Annotated in this window: 12 protein-coding genes, 1 tRNA gene, 1 pseudogene and 1 other annotated feature; of the genes and pseudogenes, 5 read left to right on the top strand and 9 right to left on the bottom strand. The window is 64.3% G+C overall.

Annotated features, from left to right (window positions below; translation table 11 throughout):
* Window positions 1–5 precede the first annotated feature (5 nt).
* Together R9X41_RS09825 and R9X41_RS09820 are read right to left on the bottom strand one after the other, a co-directional pair.
* A complete protein-coding gene (locus tag R9X41_RS09825) occupies window positions 6–968 on the bottom strand; it encodes a Bug family tripartite tricarboxylate transporter substrate binding protein (protein ID WP_318634679.1) in 963 nt (320 codons plus the stop codon).
* A 56-nt stretch (window positions 969–1,024) separates the two neighbouring features.
* Window positions 1,025–2,446, bottom strand: a complete 1,422-nt coding sequence (locus R9X41_RS09820) for an amidase (RefSeq protein ID WP_318634678.1) — start codon at window positions 2,444–2,446, stop codon at window positions 1,025–1,027.
* A gap of 83 nt (window positions 2,447–2,529) precedes the next feature.
* Here R9X41_RS09820 and R9X41_RS09815 point away from each other — a divergent pair, with 83 nt between their 5' ends.
* Entirely contained in the window at window positions 2,530–3,321 is a 792-nt protein-coding gene (locus R9X41_RS09815; protein ID WP_318634677.1) for an IclR family transcriptional regulator, read from the top strand.
* A gap of 272 nt (window positions 3,322–3,593) precedes the next feature.
* A pseudogene (locus tag R9X41_RS09810) lies at window positions 3,594–4,077 on the top strand (IS3 family transposase); the annotation flags it as partial.
* Window positions 3,821–3,937 (top strand) — a sequence feature (AL1L pseudoknot). Its footprint overlaps the pseudogene before it by 117 nt.
* Window positions 4,078–4,211: 134 nt before the next feature.
* Here the strand turns inward: R9X41_RS09810 and R9X41_RS09805 are convergent.
* The 7 genes from R9X41_RS09805 to cysS all read right to left on the bottom strand — a co-directional run bounded on the left by R9X41_RS09805 (window position 4,212) and on the right by cysS (window position 12,508).
* The gene (locus tag R9X41_RS09805) at window positions 4,212–5,078 is read right to left on the bottom strand and encodes a hypothetical protein (protein WP_318634676.1); all 867 of its coding nucleotides are present in this window, start codon (window positions 5,076–5,078) and stop codon (window positions 4,212–4,214) included.
* 1,474 nt (window positions 5,079–6,552) lie between these two features.
* Window positions 6,553–6,645, bottom strand: a tRNA-Ser gene (locus R9X41_RS09800).
* 49 nt (window positions 6,646–6,694) lie between these two features.
* Complete coding sequence (locus tag R9X41_RS09795) at window positions 6,695–7,960, bottom strand: aspartate kinase (protein ID WP_318634675.1); 1,266 nt, start codon at window positions 7,958–7,960, stop codon at window positions 6,695–6,697.
* Window positions 7,961–8,075: 115 nt separating this feature from the next.
* Window positions 8,076–9,080 (bottom strand): tRNA lysidine(34) synthetase TilS, encoded by a 1,005-nt coding sequence (tilS, locus tag R9X41_RS09790; RefSeq protein WP_318634674.1) that lies wholly within the window; start codon window positions 9,078–9,080, stop codon window positions 8,076–8,078.
* 69 nt (window positions 9,081–9,149) lie between these two features.
* Complete coding sequence (locus R9X41_RS09785; protein ID WP_318634673.1) at window positions 9,150–10,139, bottom strand: acetyl-CoA carboxylase carboxyltransferase subunit alpha; 990 nt, start codon at window positions 10,137–10,139, stop codon at window positions 9,150–9,152.
* 78 nt (window positions 10,140–10,217) lie between these two features.
* Window positions 10,218–10,865: a DNA-3-methyladenine glycosylase family protein gene (locus R9X41_RS09780; RefSeq protein ID WP_318635195.1), complete on the bottom strand. Its 648-nt coding sequence runs from the start codon at window positions 10,863–10,865 to the stop codon at window positions 10,218–10,220.
* Window positions 10,866–11,128: 263 nt separating this feature from the next.
* Complete coding sequence (gene cysS, locus R9X41_RS09775; protein ID WP_318634672.1) at window positions 11,129–12,508, bottom strand: cysteine--tRNA ligase; 1,380 nt, start codon at window positions 12,506–12,508, stop codon at window positions 11,129–11,131.
* A 221-nt stretch (window positions 12,509–12,729) separates the two neighbouring features.
* Between cysS and R9X41_RS09770 the strand changes: the two genes are divergently transcribed.
* The 3 genes from R9X41_RS09770 (at window position 12,730) to R9X41_RS09760 (ending at window position 15,877) form a co-directional block, all read left to right on the top strand.
* A complete protein-coding gene (locus R9X41_RS09770) occupies window positions 12,730–13,854 on the top strand; it encodes a nuclear transport factor 2 family protein (RefSeq protein ID WP_412556680.1) in 1,125 nt (374 codons plus the stop codon).
* Window positions 13,855–13,939: 85 nt separating this feature from the next.
* A complete protein-coding gene (locus tag R9X41_RS09765) occupies window positions 13,940–15,187 on the top strand; it encodes a L,D-transpeptidase family protein (protein WP_318634671.1) in 1,248 nt (415 codons plus the stop codon).
* 102 nt (window positions 15,188–15,289) lie between these two features.
* Complete coding sequence (locus R9X41_RS09760; protein ID WP_318634670.1) at window positions 15,290–15,877, top strand: peptidylprolyl isomerase; 588 nt, start codon at window positions 15,290–15,292, stop codon at window positions 15,875–15,877.
* The last annotated feature ends 42 nt before the right edge of the window (window positions 15,878–15,919 follow it).

Raw genomic sequence — 15,919 nt, 5'->3', positions numbered from 1 at the left:
GAGCGTCAGTCCGCGTGGATCTTGGCTGCTTCGATGATGCGGGCGTTGCGCTTGAGCTCACGCTGCACCTGGTCGCGGAACTGGCGCGCGTCGGAATAGCGCGGGTCGAAGCCGGCGGCGTCCAGGGCTTCGTGTGTGGCCTTCTCGGCCATCATGTCCTTGAGCTCGCGCGACAGGCGATCCACCACGTCGGCCGGCGTGCCCTTGGGCGCGACGATGCCGAACCAGGTCTCGAAGTCGAAGTCCGACACGCCGCTTTCCTGCATGGTCGGCACGTCGGGCAGTTGCACCGCGCGCTTGGCGCCGAGCACCGCGACCGGCTTGACCTTGCCGCCCCGGATCTGCGGCATGGCCGCGACCATGGTCTCGATGGTCAGCGGAATCTGGTTGCCGATGAGGTCGGTCATGGCCGGGGCGCTGCCCTTGTAGGGCACGTGCACCAGCTTCGCGCCGGTCTTCTGCGAGAAGTATTCACCGGCGATGTGCGGCAGCGAGCCGGTGCCGAAGGAGCCGAAGCTCAAGGGCTCCGTGGCCGACTTGGTCACCACGTCCTTGATGCTGGCGATGCCGGTCGTGGGGTTGGTGAGCATCACCAGTTGCGTGCCACCTGCGATGCCCAGGTATTCGTAGCTGGCCAGCGGGTCGTAGCCCATGTTCTTGTAGAGCAGCGAATTGACCGTGTACGACGAACCACCCATCAGCAGGATGGTGTAGCCGTCGGGTTTGGCACGTGCTGCCGCCGAAGCGCCGATGGAGCCGTTGGCGCCCGGCTTGTTCTCGATCACCACCGGCTGGCCCAGACGGGCACCCAGGCGGGTGGCGAGGATGCGCGCCAGCACGTCTGTCGAGCCGCCGGGCGGGAACGGCGCGATCAGCGTCACCGGCCTGGACGGATAGGTGTCGGCCAGGACGGGCGCGGCGCCGACGACGGCCAAAGCGGCCAGGGCGGTGCTGATGAGTTTTTTCATGCGAAGACTCCAGTAATGAAGAAGGTTGGTTGACGGACGGGACGGAAATCGAAAATTCAGGATCTGGAAAGCAGCGGCGGCCGGCGATCGCGGCACGGGACCGCTTGCTCGAAGGCATGGGCGAATTCGAGCAGCGCACGCTCCTGGCGGTAGCGGCCAACGATCTGCAGGCCAACCGGCAGGCCGTCGTCGGTAAAGCCGCAGGGAACCGAGATGGCGGGGTGACCGGTGACCGACAGGTAGTAGCCCGAGCGCATCCAGTCGATGTAGTGGTGCATCGGCGTGCCGTCGATTTCGTGCACGGATTCCCACTCCACCGGAAACGGTGCGACCTGGCTGACCGGGCCGATCAGGAAGTCGTGGTCCTGCATGAAGCCGTGCATCTGCTGAAACAGCGCAGCGCGGGCTCTTTCGGCGCGGGCGACGTCGACGCCCCCAGCGCTGCGGCCCACGCCGATGTTCCAGTGGATCGCCTGCTTGAAGGCCTCCGGATGCCGGTCGGCGAGCTCACCGTAAGCCAGTTCGAAGGCCACGCCGCGCAGCGTCTGGAACGCATGGTCGGCCTGGGAGAAGTCCGGGGAGGCTTGCTCTACACGGGCGCCCATGGCTTCGAGCACCGGCACCTGCGCCTCGATCACCCGCCGCACGGCCGGATCGACCGGCAGGCCGTCCCAGGTGGGTGCAAAGGCGACACGGGTGCCGGCCACGTCGCGCTCCAGCGAACCCAGGAAGGCCGCTGGGTCCTGCTCGATGGACAGCGGATCCCGCGCATCCGGCCCGGCCATGGCGGCCAGCAGCAAGGCGACGTCGGCGACGGTCCGGCCCATCGGCCCGACCACCGTCAGCGCATTGTTCGGATTGAGCGACGGCCACTGCGGCACCCGCCCCGGCGAAGGGCGCAGTCCCACCACGTTGCAGAAGGAAGCCGGGTTGCGCAGCGAGCCGCCCATGTCACTGCCGTCGGCCAATGCCGTCATGCCGCATGCCAGCGCGGCCGCTGCACCGCCGCTGCTGCCGCCGGCCGACCGGCTCAGGTCATAGGGATTGCGCGTTGCACCAAAAAGGGTGTTGACCGTGTGCGAGCCCGCACAGAATTCGGGAATGTTGCTCTTGCCCAGCGTGATGGCGCCGGCCGCCTGCTGGCGCTGCACCAGCAGGCTGCTGACCGCGGGAACGTGGTCACGGTAGAGCGGAGAGCCCTGCGTGGTGCGCATGCCGCGTGTCAGGAAGCAGTCCTTGTGCACGATGGGCAGGCCGTGCAGCAGGCCCAGCGTTTCGCCACGCGCCCGGCGATCGTCGGCTCGGCCCGCCTCTTCCATGGCGGTCTCCAGATCCAGAGTGACCAAGGCGTTCACGCTCGGATTGCACTGCCCGATGCGCTCGATATGCGTGGCCAGCAACTCGCGGGCGCTGAGGTGGCCGTCGAGTATTTCCTGGCGCAGTTCCGTCGCGGGTCGATCGCAGAGTTCAGGCTTCATTTTTCCAAAGTATTGCAATACAATACTAACTATTTCATATAAATACTTTCTAGCCAGATTCGTGCCTGGAATGGAGAAAAGCCGTGGATGACACCCTGGAAGACGCCGCTGGTGAGGACACCGGCGGAAAGAAGGAACACCTGTACGTGGCCGCCGTCGAGCGCGCCATGCGGGTACTGGAAGCCTTCGCCGCCCGCCCGGGCGACCTGGGCCTGACGGAACTCGCCGACATGACCGGCCTGGGCAAGAGCGCCGCCCAGCGCTTCGTATTCACCTGGGAAAAACTGGGCTATCTGGCGCGCGACGCCTCCTCGCGCCGGCTGCGCCTGACGCCCAAGGCCGTCGAGCTCGGCCACTCCTACCTGAAGGGCGACCCGCTCATCGCGCAGGTCGCGCCGCACCTGGCCGTGCTGCGCGACCAGTTCGGCCTGGCGGTCAACCTGAGCATGCGTCGCGGTGACGACATGGTCTATCTGCTGCGCCTGCCGAGCCGCCAGCTCACGCTGGCCGAGATGCTGCCCGGCCGCCGCTTGCCCGCCTGGTCGAACGCCAGCGGCCGCATGCTGCTGACCGCCTGCGACGACGACGAACTGCGCGCCATGTACCGGCGCCAGCCGCCGCTGAAGTTCACGCCGCGCACCACGATCGACCTCGACGCCTTGTTGACCGAAATCGCCCAGGCCCGGACCGACGGCTACGTCATCACCCAGCACCAGGTGAACATGCACCAGATCGCGGTCGCCATCCTCGCGACCGTGCCCTCGGGCGCGCAGGTGGCGATCGGCATGGCGACCACGCTGGACGACTACTCGCCTGCGCGGGTCGAGGCCGACCTCATCCCTGCCCTCTTCCGCGCGGCGGCGGCGCTGCGGTAGATATGCGTTAGAGCAGCACCGGAATCCCTGGCACGTCGACTGGCCAGGCGGGCAGCGCAGGCACCCGATTTGCGCGCCGGCCGTCACGCCAACCCTGGAAGAGTCGCAAACTCAGCGCTCGAATTCCCGGCGATCCTGCCGGGCAACTGAATGACTGCACCATCTTCGCTCGTGAATCGCCCGGGTTTTGAGGAGGCTTCAACTCTTGAGAAAACGAAGCCGTAAAGAAGTCGAACAAGTTCTCGCCCGAGGTCCGTGAGCGTGCGGTGAGGATGGTGCAGGAGCACCGCGGGGAGTACCCACCGTTATGGGCGGCAATCGAGTCCACCGCGCCCAAGATTGGCTGCGTGGCGCAGACGCTCAACGAATGGGTCAAGCGAGCCGGGGTAGATGCCGGCGTGCGTGAGGGCGTCACAACCAGTGAAGCCAAGCGGGTCAATGACCTTGCGCGCGAGGTTAAAGAATTGCGCAGGGCCCACGAGATATTGAAGCTGGCCAGCGCGTTTTTCGCCCAGGCGGAGCTCGACCGCCGGCTCAAGTCCTGAAGAACTTCATCGGCAAGAACCGCGAAGCTTTTTGAGTTGGGCCGTCCTGCAAGGTATTGCAGGTCGCCCGTCGCCTTATCGAAGACATGCAGCGCTGCTGCACAAGCCCCCTGAACGCCGTACCCGGGTTCTTCAAGACGCAGCCCTGGCACGTGAGATTCAACGCGTCTGGCAGGCTAACGCGCAGGCCCATGGCGCCGACAAGATATGGCTACCCGCAACTTGCCAGTCAAGCCATAGCGGTAGTAGCCTGACTTAAACCAGACAGTCTCCGCGAATTCCGGGGGCGATTAAGGTCTTTTCGTCGACCCGAATATCAGTTACTTTGTCAGTCGAAAGGGCCGTTTAAGCCAACGCAACGGATTGCACGATGCGCCCAACATCTTCTTGCGTGTAGGTGGCGTGAATCGCTTTATCGTTTCCGTCTGGCAAGTGGTTGGTGACTTTCAAAGCGGATTCCTGCGTTCCCGGCAGATGAATCGGATGGATAAATTGCCGCGTAACTTGCCGAATTCGGTGACCTGTACGCACGGCCGTAGCGTGCAGCCAAACATCGTCCGCTCGTGGGCAGCATCGCAGGAAGTCTTTTCCTGCCGCTTTTAGTGCGGCGACCATGCTGGGTGGATAAAGAGTCCCTGCGCAGCCAATGGCGAAGTGGTGAGTGGCCGCCTCCATCCCGACAACGTCGACCCAATCGTGATACCCCGCGATGGCATCATTCTTAATGACGATTCGCTTGGCCCAGCCGCAGATGACATCCTCCGGGTGCGCCAGGTGCATATTACGCAAATCACGTAGCCAATGCCGGCCATAAAAGATGTCGTCGTCGGCTGTCACCAAACTCACGTGGGCTGGCAAACCTCGCTCAACGACCGGATGATATTTTTTATGAGGCCCGATGTCTTCTGAGCGTAGTACCTCCAATCCGTATTTTTCGAAGCGCTGAAGACGATGCGCAACTGAAAGAGGCAGTTCCTCGTTAACGACAAGGATTAGCTTTGAAGGCCGCACGCTACCTTGAAGTATGGAGAAAATGGCCGCGTCCACGGCCTCCAGGCGAGGACCATAGGTCGTAAGTGAAACCACGGTGTCTTCGACAACCAAACCGCGCCCTAACACTCCTGGCAGACACGCACCAACCCGCGGCCAAGTTATACGGGCGACGCGTTTGATCAGACGGGCGATGCCGGAATCGCGCATGTTGACTTTCATGAAGTTACCTTGATGTTATTGCACAGTATTAAAAAAATGTGGGCCACCCGTGACATCACTCAAAGTGGCTCGAGAGTTCATGCCCCGCATCATAGGTGCTGCGAACAGATGCAAGTTCTAGCGACGCAAACCTGTTGCCAGGCGGCACGTCATATGTGCTGAATTCATAGGCGTTTTGCCCCGGGTCCTCGGCGCGGTTTTTCAGGGTTAACGAGGGCCGGCCTTGGTCGACAGTGGCGTTGAAGTCAGCATGCACATATGTTTCAACGTAGACATCGGTAAGTGGCGAGTTCGGTCACCTTCTTGCGAATGGCACGACTTTGCCAATCCATCGCGACTATTTGAGAAAGGTCTATCACCATGAATGCGCATGCGATTTTGGCCACCACCTCGCATCATTTTAATGATTCCTCAAGAAATTTCGTTCGCTCTTGTATGCTTCAGTTTGACTAGCGCGCACTTTTCGCAGAAAAATAGAGTCATGAATTTCACACAGAACTGACCTGCCGGTCAAGGTAATTTCAGTTGAAACTCGTCGACTCGTTAGCCCCAACATGCTCCGCTTTATTGCCAGAAGCGAATGAATGGTTGACATGCAGTCGTCGAGTACCACCACACGTCGCGCAGTGCGTGACCAGTTATTCATGCAAAAGCTATATTAGCTTAGGTCTTCTCGTATCACCATACACAGGCAACTTCGCAATGGAGAGGTCTGGCCCAGCGCCGTAAAGCAGTTCAACCCTGGCAAACGTGAGCTCGGTCGAGAAACTCAGGGCCTGGTGAAAGGTAAAACCACCAAGTCATGCATGCAGCATGCGTGCGCTCATACAGATGCTGTTAAAAATGACCTGCTTTTCGCAAAAGAGTTGAATCGCTGGGTAAAAGGAGCGAAAAACAAGGCTGGGCGAACCATCCTGGCGCGGTGGATATCACCCTCACTGACAACTTGAAATGGGTGCTCAAGCGGGCATCACCCACTCCGGGTCATTTCTGTCGGAGATGGCTCGGCGACGGGAGTTTTTTTGCAGCAAGTCCGAAGGCGCGAGGCCTTGCCAGCAGCTATCTAGTCGACTCGAAACCGAGAAAGCCCAGCGGGGACGCGGAAGATCACGTGGTCGCTCCACAGCCGTGGGCGGCGGGAGAAAAAATGGTCCAAGCTCGCTAACTTCATGCCATGGCATGGAGAGGCACGGGAGTTTTGACTCCATCTCTCGGCCACCACCGCCACCGATGGGGCGAAAGCAGACGCCAATTTCTCGCGCCTTGGCTCGGATGCAGCGGAGGACTTATCTGCGTGCTAGAGACGTTTAGATGAGATCACCGCTTGCCCATCGCGGTATGGACGACATGGCCCACGCGCATCAAAAAGACAAAAAAGGCCACGACCTTTCCAGATCGCAGCCTATGCTATTTGTAGGATTCAAGGGAGGACAGCGCCGACAAGCGTAGCTACCCAAAGATTTTCCTGGATCCTTGGCGGAAACGGAGGGATTCGAACCCTCGATGAGGCTCTACACCCCATACTCCCTTAGCAGGGGAGCACCTTCGGCCACTCGGTCACGTTTCCTTCAAGCCTTCGATTATGCCACCATTCGGAGGCACTTTCGCGAACGCAATCAGGCTTGTTCGAGCCCGAATGCCTTGTGCAGCGAACGCACCGCCAGCTCCATGTACTTCTCGTCGATCACGACCGAAGTCTTGATTTCGCTGGTGGAGATCATCTGGATGTTGATGCCTTCCTCGCTCAGCGTGCGGAACATGGTGGAAGCCACGCCGACGTGGCTGCGCATGCCGATGCCGACGATGCTCACCTTGCAGATCTTGGCGTCGCCGACGACTTCGGTGGCGCCGCCCAAGCCGGGCAGAACCTTGTCCTTGAGCAGGTCGACGGTCTTGGCGAATTCGTTGCGGTGAACCGTGAAACTGAAGTCGGTCGAGCCGTTCTTGCTCAGGTTCTGGATGATGACGTCGACCTCGATGTTGGCGTCTGCCACCGCGCCCAGGATCTGGTAGGCAATGCCGGGCTTATCGGGCACGCCCAGGACGGAAATCTTGGCCTCGTCGCGGTTGAAGGCAATGCCGGATACGACGGCTTGTTCCATGTTTTCGTCTTCCTCGAAAGTGATGAGCGTCCCGGAGCGGGCTTCTTCGTCGATGTCGATATCCCAGTCGGTGAAACTGGACAACACCCGCAGCGGCACCTTGTACTTGCCGGCAAATTCCACCGAGCGGATCTGCAGCACCTTGGAACCGAGAGATGCCATCTCCAGCATTTCCTCGAAGCTCACCTTGTTCAGGCGCTTGGCTTCGGGCACGACCCGGGGGTCGGTGGTGTAGACGCCGTCGACGTCGGTGTAGATCAGGCATTCGGCGGCCTTCATGGCGGCTGCCACCGCCACGGCGGAGGTGTCGCTGCCGCCACGGCCGAGCGTGGTGATGTGGCCGTCGCCGTCGATGCCCTGGAAGCCGGTGACGATGACGACCTTGCCTGCAGCCAGGTCGGCGCGGATACGGACGTCGTCGATCGATTCGATGCGGGCCTTGGTGAACGCGCTGTCGGTGCGAATCGGCACCTGCCAGCCGGCGTAGCTGACCGACTCCATGCCCTCGCCCTGGAGCGCGATGGCCAGCAGCGCTGACGAAGCCTGCTCGCCGGTAGCAGCCAGCATGTCGAGTTCGCGGCTGTAAGCGTCGCCGGTCTTCGCGGGTGCGAGTTCCCTGGCCAGGCCCAGCAGGCGGTTGGTCTCCCCGCTCATGGCGCTGGGCACCACGACCATCTGGTGCCCGGCGCGGGCCCATTTCGCGACCCGCTTGGCCACGTTGCGGATGCGTTCGGTCGACCCCATGGAGGTGCCGCCGTATTTATGAACGATTAATGCCATCGGAAAAACGAGAACGCCGCAGTGCGGCAATTGATGTTCGCCTCCGACCGCACACAAAGTTTGTCTCGATCGCAGCGGAAGCGGAATCGCCTGACGCGGGCCGCCTGGCCTGGGTCTATGTCGCGGGAGGCAAAACCGCGGGATTGTACCAACCGAGCGCATCGCCCTCGCGCACGACGAATCCACGGCCCACCTTGAGCCGCAGCTGGTGCCCGCGGGTGCGGCACGCGGCGAGCTGGCGCTGCAGTTCGGCGAGCTGCGCGGTGTCCGGTGTGGTGTCGTGGATGGTGCGCAGCCATCGGCGCAGCACCTGCGCCTGGCGACCGACGGACAGGGCCTGGAGGTCCTTCAGCCGCGGCGGTGCGCCGACCGCTTCGAGATCGGCAGCCGCCACTTCGTCGAGCACCGATTGCGCCTGCGCCGCATGCAGCGCGCTGCGCACGAAGGTCTCGCGGAAGTGCGGAAAGGTGGTCTCGAGCGCCGGCATGAGCCGGGCGCGGATTCGGTTGCGGGTGTAGCGCTCGTCATCGTTGCTGGGGTCTTCGGCCCACCCGAGGCCGAACGCCAATGCAAAGCCGCGCACGGCTGCCCCCGACACCTCCAGCAGCGGACGATGAAACTCGACGCCGTCGCGCTCCCAGCGCGCCGGCATGCACGCGAGCCCGGCGAGCCCGGCGCCGCGCGAGAGCGCCAGCAGCATGGTTTCGACCTGGTCGTCGGCGTGATGGGCGAGCGCGATGCTGCGGACCGGCGCTGCGCCTTCGTCGGTGCCGGCGGCAGCACCGGTGCCCTGCGCATAGGCGTCGAGTGCGCGATAGCGCGCGGTGCGAGCGGCGTTTTCCGGGCTTTCGCCGGGCGCGTGCCGCGCGTCGACCTTCAATACGGTCAGCGGCACCTGCAGGTTGCGGCAGGTCTGTTCGCAACGCGCGACGAAGTCGTCCGCCGCCTCCTGCAGCCCGTGGTGCACGTGCACCGCCCTCACCTGCCCCGGCCATCGGCTGGAGCAGGCGGCGAGCAAGGCAGTGGAATCGGCGCCGCCGCTGCAGGCGACGGCGAGTGGAAATGTCGGCTCGAATGCGGCGATGGCAGCGGAGACAGGGTCGGGCGTAACGGTCGTCATAAATGCACTACGCCCCGGCACAGCAGGCGCCAGGGCGTATTCGTGAACTTCCTCGGGGCGATGACGGGGTTACTTGCTTGCGTTGCCGACTTCGGCCTTGGTGTCGGTATAGCGACCGTAGCTCTGCAGACGGGCGTAACGCCGGTCGAGCAGTTCGGGCGTGCGCAGATCGTGCACCTGGCGGAAAGCCTCGCCGAGCGCGCGCTTCAGGAAGGCGGCCATCTGCTTGGTGTCGCGATGGGCACCGCCGACGGGCTCGCTGACGATCTTGTCGACCAGGCCCAGGGCCTTGAGCCGGTGCGCGGTGATGCCCAGGGCGTCGGCGGCCTCCTGCGCCTTCTCACTGGTCTTCCAGAGGATGGAAGCGCAGCCTTCGGGGCTGATGACCGAGTAGACCGAGTATTGCAACATCAGCACCTGGTCGGCCACCGAGATGGCCAATGCGCCGCCGGAGCCGCCTTCACCGATGATGGTGGTGACGATCGGCACCTCGAGCTGCGCCATCTCGAAGATGTTGCGCCCGATGGCTTCGGACTGGCCGCGCTCCTCGGCGTCGATGCCCGGGTAGGCACCGGGAGTGTCGACGAAGGTGAAGACCGGCAACTTGAACTTCTCGGCGGTCTTCATCAGACGCAGGGCCTTGCGGTAGCCCTCCGGCTTGCTCATGCCGAAGTTGCGCAGGCCGCGCTCCTTGGTGTCGCGGCCCTTCTGGTGGCCGAGCACCATGCAGGCATGGCCGTTGAAGCGGGCCAGGCCGCCGACGATGGACAGGTCGTCGGAGAAATGCCGGTCGCCATGCAGCTCGACGAAGTCGGTGAAGATCTCACGGACGTAGTCGAGCGTGTAGGGGCGCTCCGGGTGCCGGGCTATCTTCGTGATCTGCCAGGGCGTGAGCTCGCTGTAGATGTCCTTCGTCAGCTGGAGGCTTTTCTTGCTCAGCTGATCGATCTCTTCGGTGATGTCGACTGCGGATTCCGTCTGGACATAACGCAGTTCTTCGATCTTGCCTTCGAGCTCGGCAATCGGTTGCTCGAAATCCAGGAATGTTTTTTTGGCCAAGGCTTCTACTCCTTTGAACCGGCTCCAGATGGCACGGAGCGGGCGGGCGATGGTTGCGGCGGGGGCGGCCGAACGGAGTCAGTATTCGACGGGCAGGGGGTCCAGAGACCGCCAAATATACCAAGTCGCCACGCTGCAATACGGCGCCCAGGCAGCGGCCACTTCGCGCGCGTCGCTTCGGCTGACGGCTTCCCCCGAAAAATAATTGGTGCTGATGCCGGCGATCAGGCCCAGGTCGTCGAGCGGCAGCACGTTGGGCCGCACCAGGTGGAAGATGAGGAACATCTCGGCCGTCCACCGCCCGATCCCACGAATGGCGACCAGCTCGGCGATGATGGCTTCGTCGTCCATCGATTCCCACGACTTGACATGGACCGCGCCCGAATCGAAATGCAGCGCCAGGTCGACGATGTATTCGACCTTGCGCGCCGACAGGCCGGCCGCGCGCATGTCGTCGACCTTGAGCTTGAGCACATTGGCCGCGGTCATGCGCTTGGGCAAGGCGGCGAAGCGCGCCCACACGGCCTGCGCGGCCTTCACCGAGATCTGCTGCCCGATGATGCTGCGCGCCAGCGTGGTGAAGGCATCGCCCCGCGATTGGAGGCAGGCGTCGCCGAACTGAGGAATCAGCCGCTTCATCACACGGTCCTTGGCCTGCAGGTGCTCGCAGGCAGCCTTCCAGTAGTCAGGCGTGACGAGTACGGCAGCGCTGGCGGCCACCTTCACCGGCCTGGCCGCGACTTTGGCCGGCGTGGGCGTGACGGCCGTCTTTTTGGCGGCAGGCTTCTTGGCGGGGACTTTCTCGGCCACGACCTTCGTGGCCGTCACGGTCGGCGCCACCGCTTTTTTTACCGGCGCTTTCCTGCTCGCTGAAGGCTTCTTAGGCGACGTGGCCGTGCCGCCTTCGCGCACGGGCAAGTCCGGTTGCGCCTTGGCTTCGGCCCGCGTGGTCTGGTTGCGGGCCGACGCGGCCTTTTTCGATTCGGGATTCACGCGGCTTCCCAGGTGGTGCCCGTGGCGGAGTCCTTGAGGACGACGCCGCTTTCGAGCAACTCGCGACGGATGCGGTCCGCCTCCGGAAAATCACGGGATTTCTTGGCCTCGGCTCGCGCAGCGATCAGCCCGAGGATGGTGGACTCGTCGAGTCCGGCCCCGGCCTTGAGGTATTGGCGCGGCTCGGCTTGCAACAACCCGAGCACGCCGCCCAGTGCGGTCAGCAGCGCGGCACCGTAGGCAGTCGGTTCACGATTGAGGTGGCCGGCCAGGTCGAACAACACGGCCAGCGCGTCGGGTGTGCCGAAGTCTTCGTCCATCGCGGCACGGAAACGCGCGGCGAAAGGGTCGGCCCAGTCGATCTTCGTGCTGGCGCTGGCGGCAGGCGCGGCGTCGAGCGCGGTGTAGAGCCGGCGCAGCGATGCGCGGGCGTCGCGCAGATGCGCGTCGCTGTAGTTGAGCGGACTGCGGTAATGGCTGCGCACGATGAAGAAGCGGATCGTCTCGGCGTCGAACTCCTTCAGCACGTCGCGGATGGTGAAAAAGTTGCCCAGGCTCTTGGACATCTTCTCGTCGTCGACGTTGATGAAGCCGTTGTGCATCCAGACGCGCGCCAGCGGCTGTCCGTGCGCGCCCTCGCTCTGGGCGATCTCGTTCTCGTGGTGGGGAAACTGCAGGTCGGCTCCGCCGCCGTGGATGTCGAAGGTTTCACCGAGCAATGCGCAGCCCATGGCCGAGCATTCGATGTGCCAGCCGGGACGGCCGGCGCCGTAGACGCCGTTCCAGATCGCCTCGGCGGGCTCGTTGGGCTTGGCCGCCTTCCAGAGCACGAAATCCAGCGGGTCGAGCTTGCCGCCGCTGACCGCCACGCGCTCGCCGGCGCGCAGTTCGTCGGGCGATTTGCCGGAGAGCTTGCCGTAGCCGGGAAATCGGCGAACCGCATAGTTCACGTCGCCTTCGCCGGTGCGATAGGCCAGGCCCCGATCCTCGAGCTGCCCGATGAGCGACAGCATCTGCGGGACGTAGTCGGTGGCGCGTGGTTCGTGGGTGGGCCGCTCGATGCCGAGCGCGTCGGCGTCCTCGTGCAGCGCGTCCACCATGCGCCCGGTGAGAGAGCGCAGGGTTTCGCCGTTCTCCAGCGCGCGCCGGATGATCTTGTCGTCGATGTCGGTGATGTTGCGGACGTAGGTCACGCGCAGCCCGGTCGCGCGCAGCCAGCGCTGCACGACGTCGAAGGCCACCATCGATCGGGCGTGGCCGAGATGACAGAAGTCATAGACGGTCATGCCGCAGACATACATGCGGACATGGCCGGGTTCGAGAGGGGAAAACTCCTCCAGAGCACGCGAAAGCGTGTTGTAGATGCGCAAACTCATGGGTCTTGGTTGGGTACTGGACGGCCTTGCAGGCCGGGCAGACCCATCGCTTAGACGGCCTGCCATCATCGCAAAAGCCCCGCCGCCGGGTGCCCGTGCGCATGGCCCCTACGGCTACAATCCGCGCCAGTATAAAGCCCTGCGACGAGTCGGAAATGACTTAAAACCGACGCTCGCACCGAGCTCCGTCTCACCCCATCGCCCTTCCCTTTCGAGGTTGTATGTACCCTGGCGCCGCCGCCTTCCCGCCTTTTGTCCGTCGTCTGGCCGCCGCCACGGTCGCCAGCGCCCTCATGGTGGGTCTGGCCCATGCCGACGACTATTCCGACGTCAATCAGCTGATCCGCGCCGGCAAGCTCGGCGATGCCCAGGCCCGCGCCGACAAATACCTCGCGGGCAATCCACGTGATCCGCAGATGCGCTTTCTCAAGGGCGTGATCCAGACCGAAGCTGGCAAGCAACCCGACGCCATCGCCACCTTCACCGCGCTGACCCAGGAATACCCCGAGCTGCCCGAGCCCTACAACAACCTTGCCGTGCTCTACGCCAACCAGAAGCAGTACGACAAGGCGCGCACGGCCCTCGAAATGGCGATCCGCACCAACCCGAGCTACGCCACCGCACACGAGAACATGGGCGACGTCTACGCCAAGCTCGCGAGCCAGGCCTACGCCCGGGCGTTGCAGCTGGACTCGGGCAACACCAACGTGCCGCCCAAGCTGGCGCTGATCCGCGACCTCTTCGCACCGGTCCCGGTGGCATCGCGCGGCGGCAAGACCGTGGTCGCCGCTGCTCCGGCCCCTGCGCCGGCGCCGGCCCCTGCTCCCGCTCCAGCAGCCGCTCCCAAGCCGGTACCCGCTCCCGTGCCGGCTCCGGCTCCTGCGCCGAGCCCTGCACCGACTCCGGCACCGGCCCCCACGCCGGCTCCCGCCCCGACACCGGCTCCCGCACCCGCTCCGGCGCCGGCCCCCACGCCTGCGCCCGCACCGGCACCATCCGCTTCCGCCGAGAGCCGCGAAGCCGTGGAAGCCGCCGTCAAGAGCTGGGCCACCGCCTGGGCCGGTCGCGACATGAAGGACTACCTCGCCGCCTACGGCAAGGACTTCAAGCCCGCCGGCAAGCAGACGCGCGCCGCCTGGGAAGCCGAACGCAAGGCCCGCATCATGGGCAAGTCGCGCATCAAGGTCGAGATCAGCAATCTGGAAGTCTCCGTCGACGGCAACAGCGCCACCGCCCGTTTCCGCCAGGACTACAGCGCCGATTCGCTCAACGTGACCAGCCGCAAGACACTCGAAATGGTGAAATCCGGCGGAACCTGGGTGATCGTTCGAGAGTCCACCGGCTGACCCGCCGCGCGACCACCGCCAGGCCCGGCCCCACCCGCCGGCCTGGTTTATTTTTTTGCTTTCTGCCATTGCCCCTTCTGCCTTCATGACGACGAGCGCGTCCCGTGCGTTTCTTTGCCTGGCGTACGTTGCCGCGCTGATCTTCGCCCCGCCAGCGCTGGCGGCCAAACAAGGACGCGAGCGTGCCGCCGCGCATGCGCCTGCTTCCGCCGAGATGCGTCGCGACGGCGATGCCGAAGCGCGCCTCATCGAGATCTACCGCCTGATCGGCGTCGGTGACGCGGGCAAGGCGCTGGCACAGGCCGAGCGCCTGGTCACCGACTACCCCCAGTTCCAGCTGGGCCAACTGGTCTACGGCGACCTGCTCACGCTGCGTGTGCGCCCGGTGCGCATGCTCGGCGACCTGCCCGACGCCGAGCCCCGCGATGCCGTCGCGCTCGACGCCCTGCGGCTGGAGTCGGCCATGCGCCTGAAGGCCCTGCGCGAGCGCCCGCCGGCAGGCAACGTGCCGATGCAGTTCGCCAAGCTCGCGTCGAGCAGCAAGCACGCCATCGCGGTCGATGCATCGCGCTCGCGCCTCTACCTGTTCCAAAACAGCCCCTCGGGCATGACCCTCGTCGCCGACTACTACATCTCGGTCGGCAAGTCGGGCATCGACAAATCCATCGAGGGCGACATGCGAACGCCGCTCGGCGTGTACTACATCACCGGCAGCCTCGACCCCCGCACGCTCAAGGCCTTCTACGGTGCCGGCGCGCTACCCATCAACTACCCCAACCCGCTCGACACCCGACAGGGCAAGACCGGTGGCGGCATCTGGCTGCATGGCACGCCGGCCGACCAGTTCTCCCGCCCTCCCCTGGCCACCGACGGCTGCGTGGTCGTGGCCAACCCCGACCTTCGGCGTATCCTGGCGACCGTCGAGCCGCGCTCCACGCCGGTCGTGATCGCCGAGCGCCTGCAATGGGTTCCACCCCAGGCCGCGACCGCCGCCAGCCGCGCCTTCGAAACCACTTTCGCCGCCTGGCGCACCGCCAAGACGGCGGGCGACATGCTCGGCACCATGGCCTTCTATGCGCAGGACTTCGCCAGCTATGGCAAGAGCCTGGCCGACTGGTCGATGGTGGTGCAGCAGGACATGGCGCGCAACGGCCGCCGTGCCCTGCAGACCAAGGACCTGTCGATCCTGCACTGGCAGTCCGGCAACACCAACAGCATGGTCGTCACCTTCGGCGAAGTGGCCGAAGGCGCCACCACCGGCCCGGTGCGAAGGCAGTATTGGCTGCAGGTCCAGGGCCTTTGGAAAATCATCTTCGAGGGCACCATCGGCTGACACCGACGGGGCCGCGTGGTGCAATCGCCGGTTTGCCCGCCGGTCGCGTTCTGTTGCGAGCGCCGGTCCCACCCGTGCTAACTTTTGAATAACGGAAACAACATGCCCAACCACACCCTCGCCATTACCCGACGCGCCTGCGGCCTCTTCCTGCCCACCGTGCTGATCGCCGGCACGGCTTTCGCGCAGGGCAGCGCTTCACCCAAGGTCAAGCTGTCCACCACCCAGGGCGACATCGTCATCGAGCTCAATGCCGCCAAGGCACCCAAGACGGTCGCCAACTTCGTGCAGTACGTGCGCGAAAACCAGTACGACGGCACCATCTTCCACCGCGTGATCGACGGCTTCATGATCCAGGGCGGCGGCTTCGGCCCGGACATGCGCGAAAAGTCCACCCGGGCGCCGATCGCCTTCGAGACCACCGGCCTCACGAACGACCGCGGCACCATCGCCATGGCCCGCACCAGCAACCCCAATTCGGCCACCGCGCAGTTCTTCATCAACGTCAAGGACAATGCCATGCTGAACCCGCCGAACCCCGATGGCTACGGCTACGTGGTCTTCGGCAAGGTCACCAGCGGCATGGACGTGGTCGACAAGATCCGCACCGTGGCCACCGGCAACAAGGGGCCGCACCAGAACGTACCCGTCGAGCCGGTCGTGATCCGCTCGGCCACCGTCCTGCCCTGATTTTCTCGCGGCGGCCTGCCGCCGGCCTTCGAACCGACTCAT

It is taken from the genome of Xylophilus sp. GOD-11R, from assembly GCF_033546935.1.
GTDB lineage: Bacteria > Pseudomonadota > Gammaproteobacteria > Burkholderiales > Burkholderiaceae_C > Xylophilus.
The sequence above is the reverse complement of the archived record's forward strand: the minus strand, read 5'-3'. Positions and strand labels throughout refer to the sequence as shown.

What these genes read in the sequence shown, in the direction of transcription:
- R9X41_RS09825 (WP_318634679.1), bottom strand. Translation starts at nt 968, where the DNA reads ATGAAAAAACTCATCAGCACCGCCCTGGCCGCTTTGGCCGTCGTCGGC.
- cysS (WP_318634672.1), bottom strand. Translation starts at nt 12,508, where the DNA reads ATGAGTTTGCGCATCTACAACACGCTTTCGCGTGCTCTGGAGGAGTTT.
- R9X41_RS09805 (WP_318634676.1), bottom strand. Translation starts at nt 5,078, where the DNA reads ATGAAAGTCAACATGCGCGATTCCGGCATCGCCCGTCTGATCAAACGC.
- R9X41_RS09795 (WP_318634675.1), bottom strand. Translation starts at nt 7,960, where the DNA reads ATGGCATTAATCGTTCATAAATACGGCGGCACCTCCATGGGGTCGACC.
- R9X41_RS09770 (WP_412556680.1), top strand. Translation starts at nt 12,730, where the DNA reads ATGTACCCTGGCGCCGCCGCCTTCCCGCCTTTTGTCCGTCGTCTGGCC.
- R9X41_RS09760 (WP_318634670.1), top strand. Translation starts at nt 15,290, where the DNA reads ATGCCCAACCACACCCTCGCCATTACCCGACGCGCCTGCGGCCTCTTC.
- tilS (WP_318634674.1), bottom strand. Translation starts at nt 9,080, where the DNA reads ATGACGACCGTTACGCCCGACCCTGTCTCCGCTGCCATCGCCGCATTC.
- R9X41_RS09765 (WP_318634671.1), top strand. Translation starts at nt 13,940, where the DNA reads ATGACGACGAGCGCGTCCCGTGCGTTTCTTTGCCTGGCGTACGTTGCC.
- R9X41_RS09820 (WP_318634678.1), bottom strand. Translation starts at nt 2,446, where the DNA reads ATGAAGCCTGAACTCTGCGATCGACCCGCGACGGAACTGCGCCAGGAA.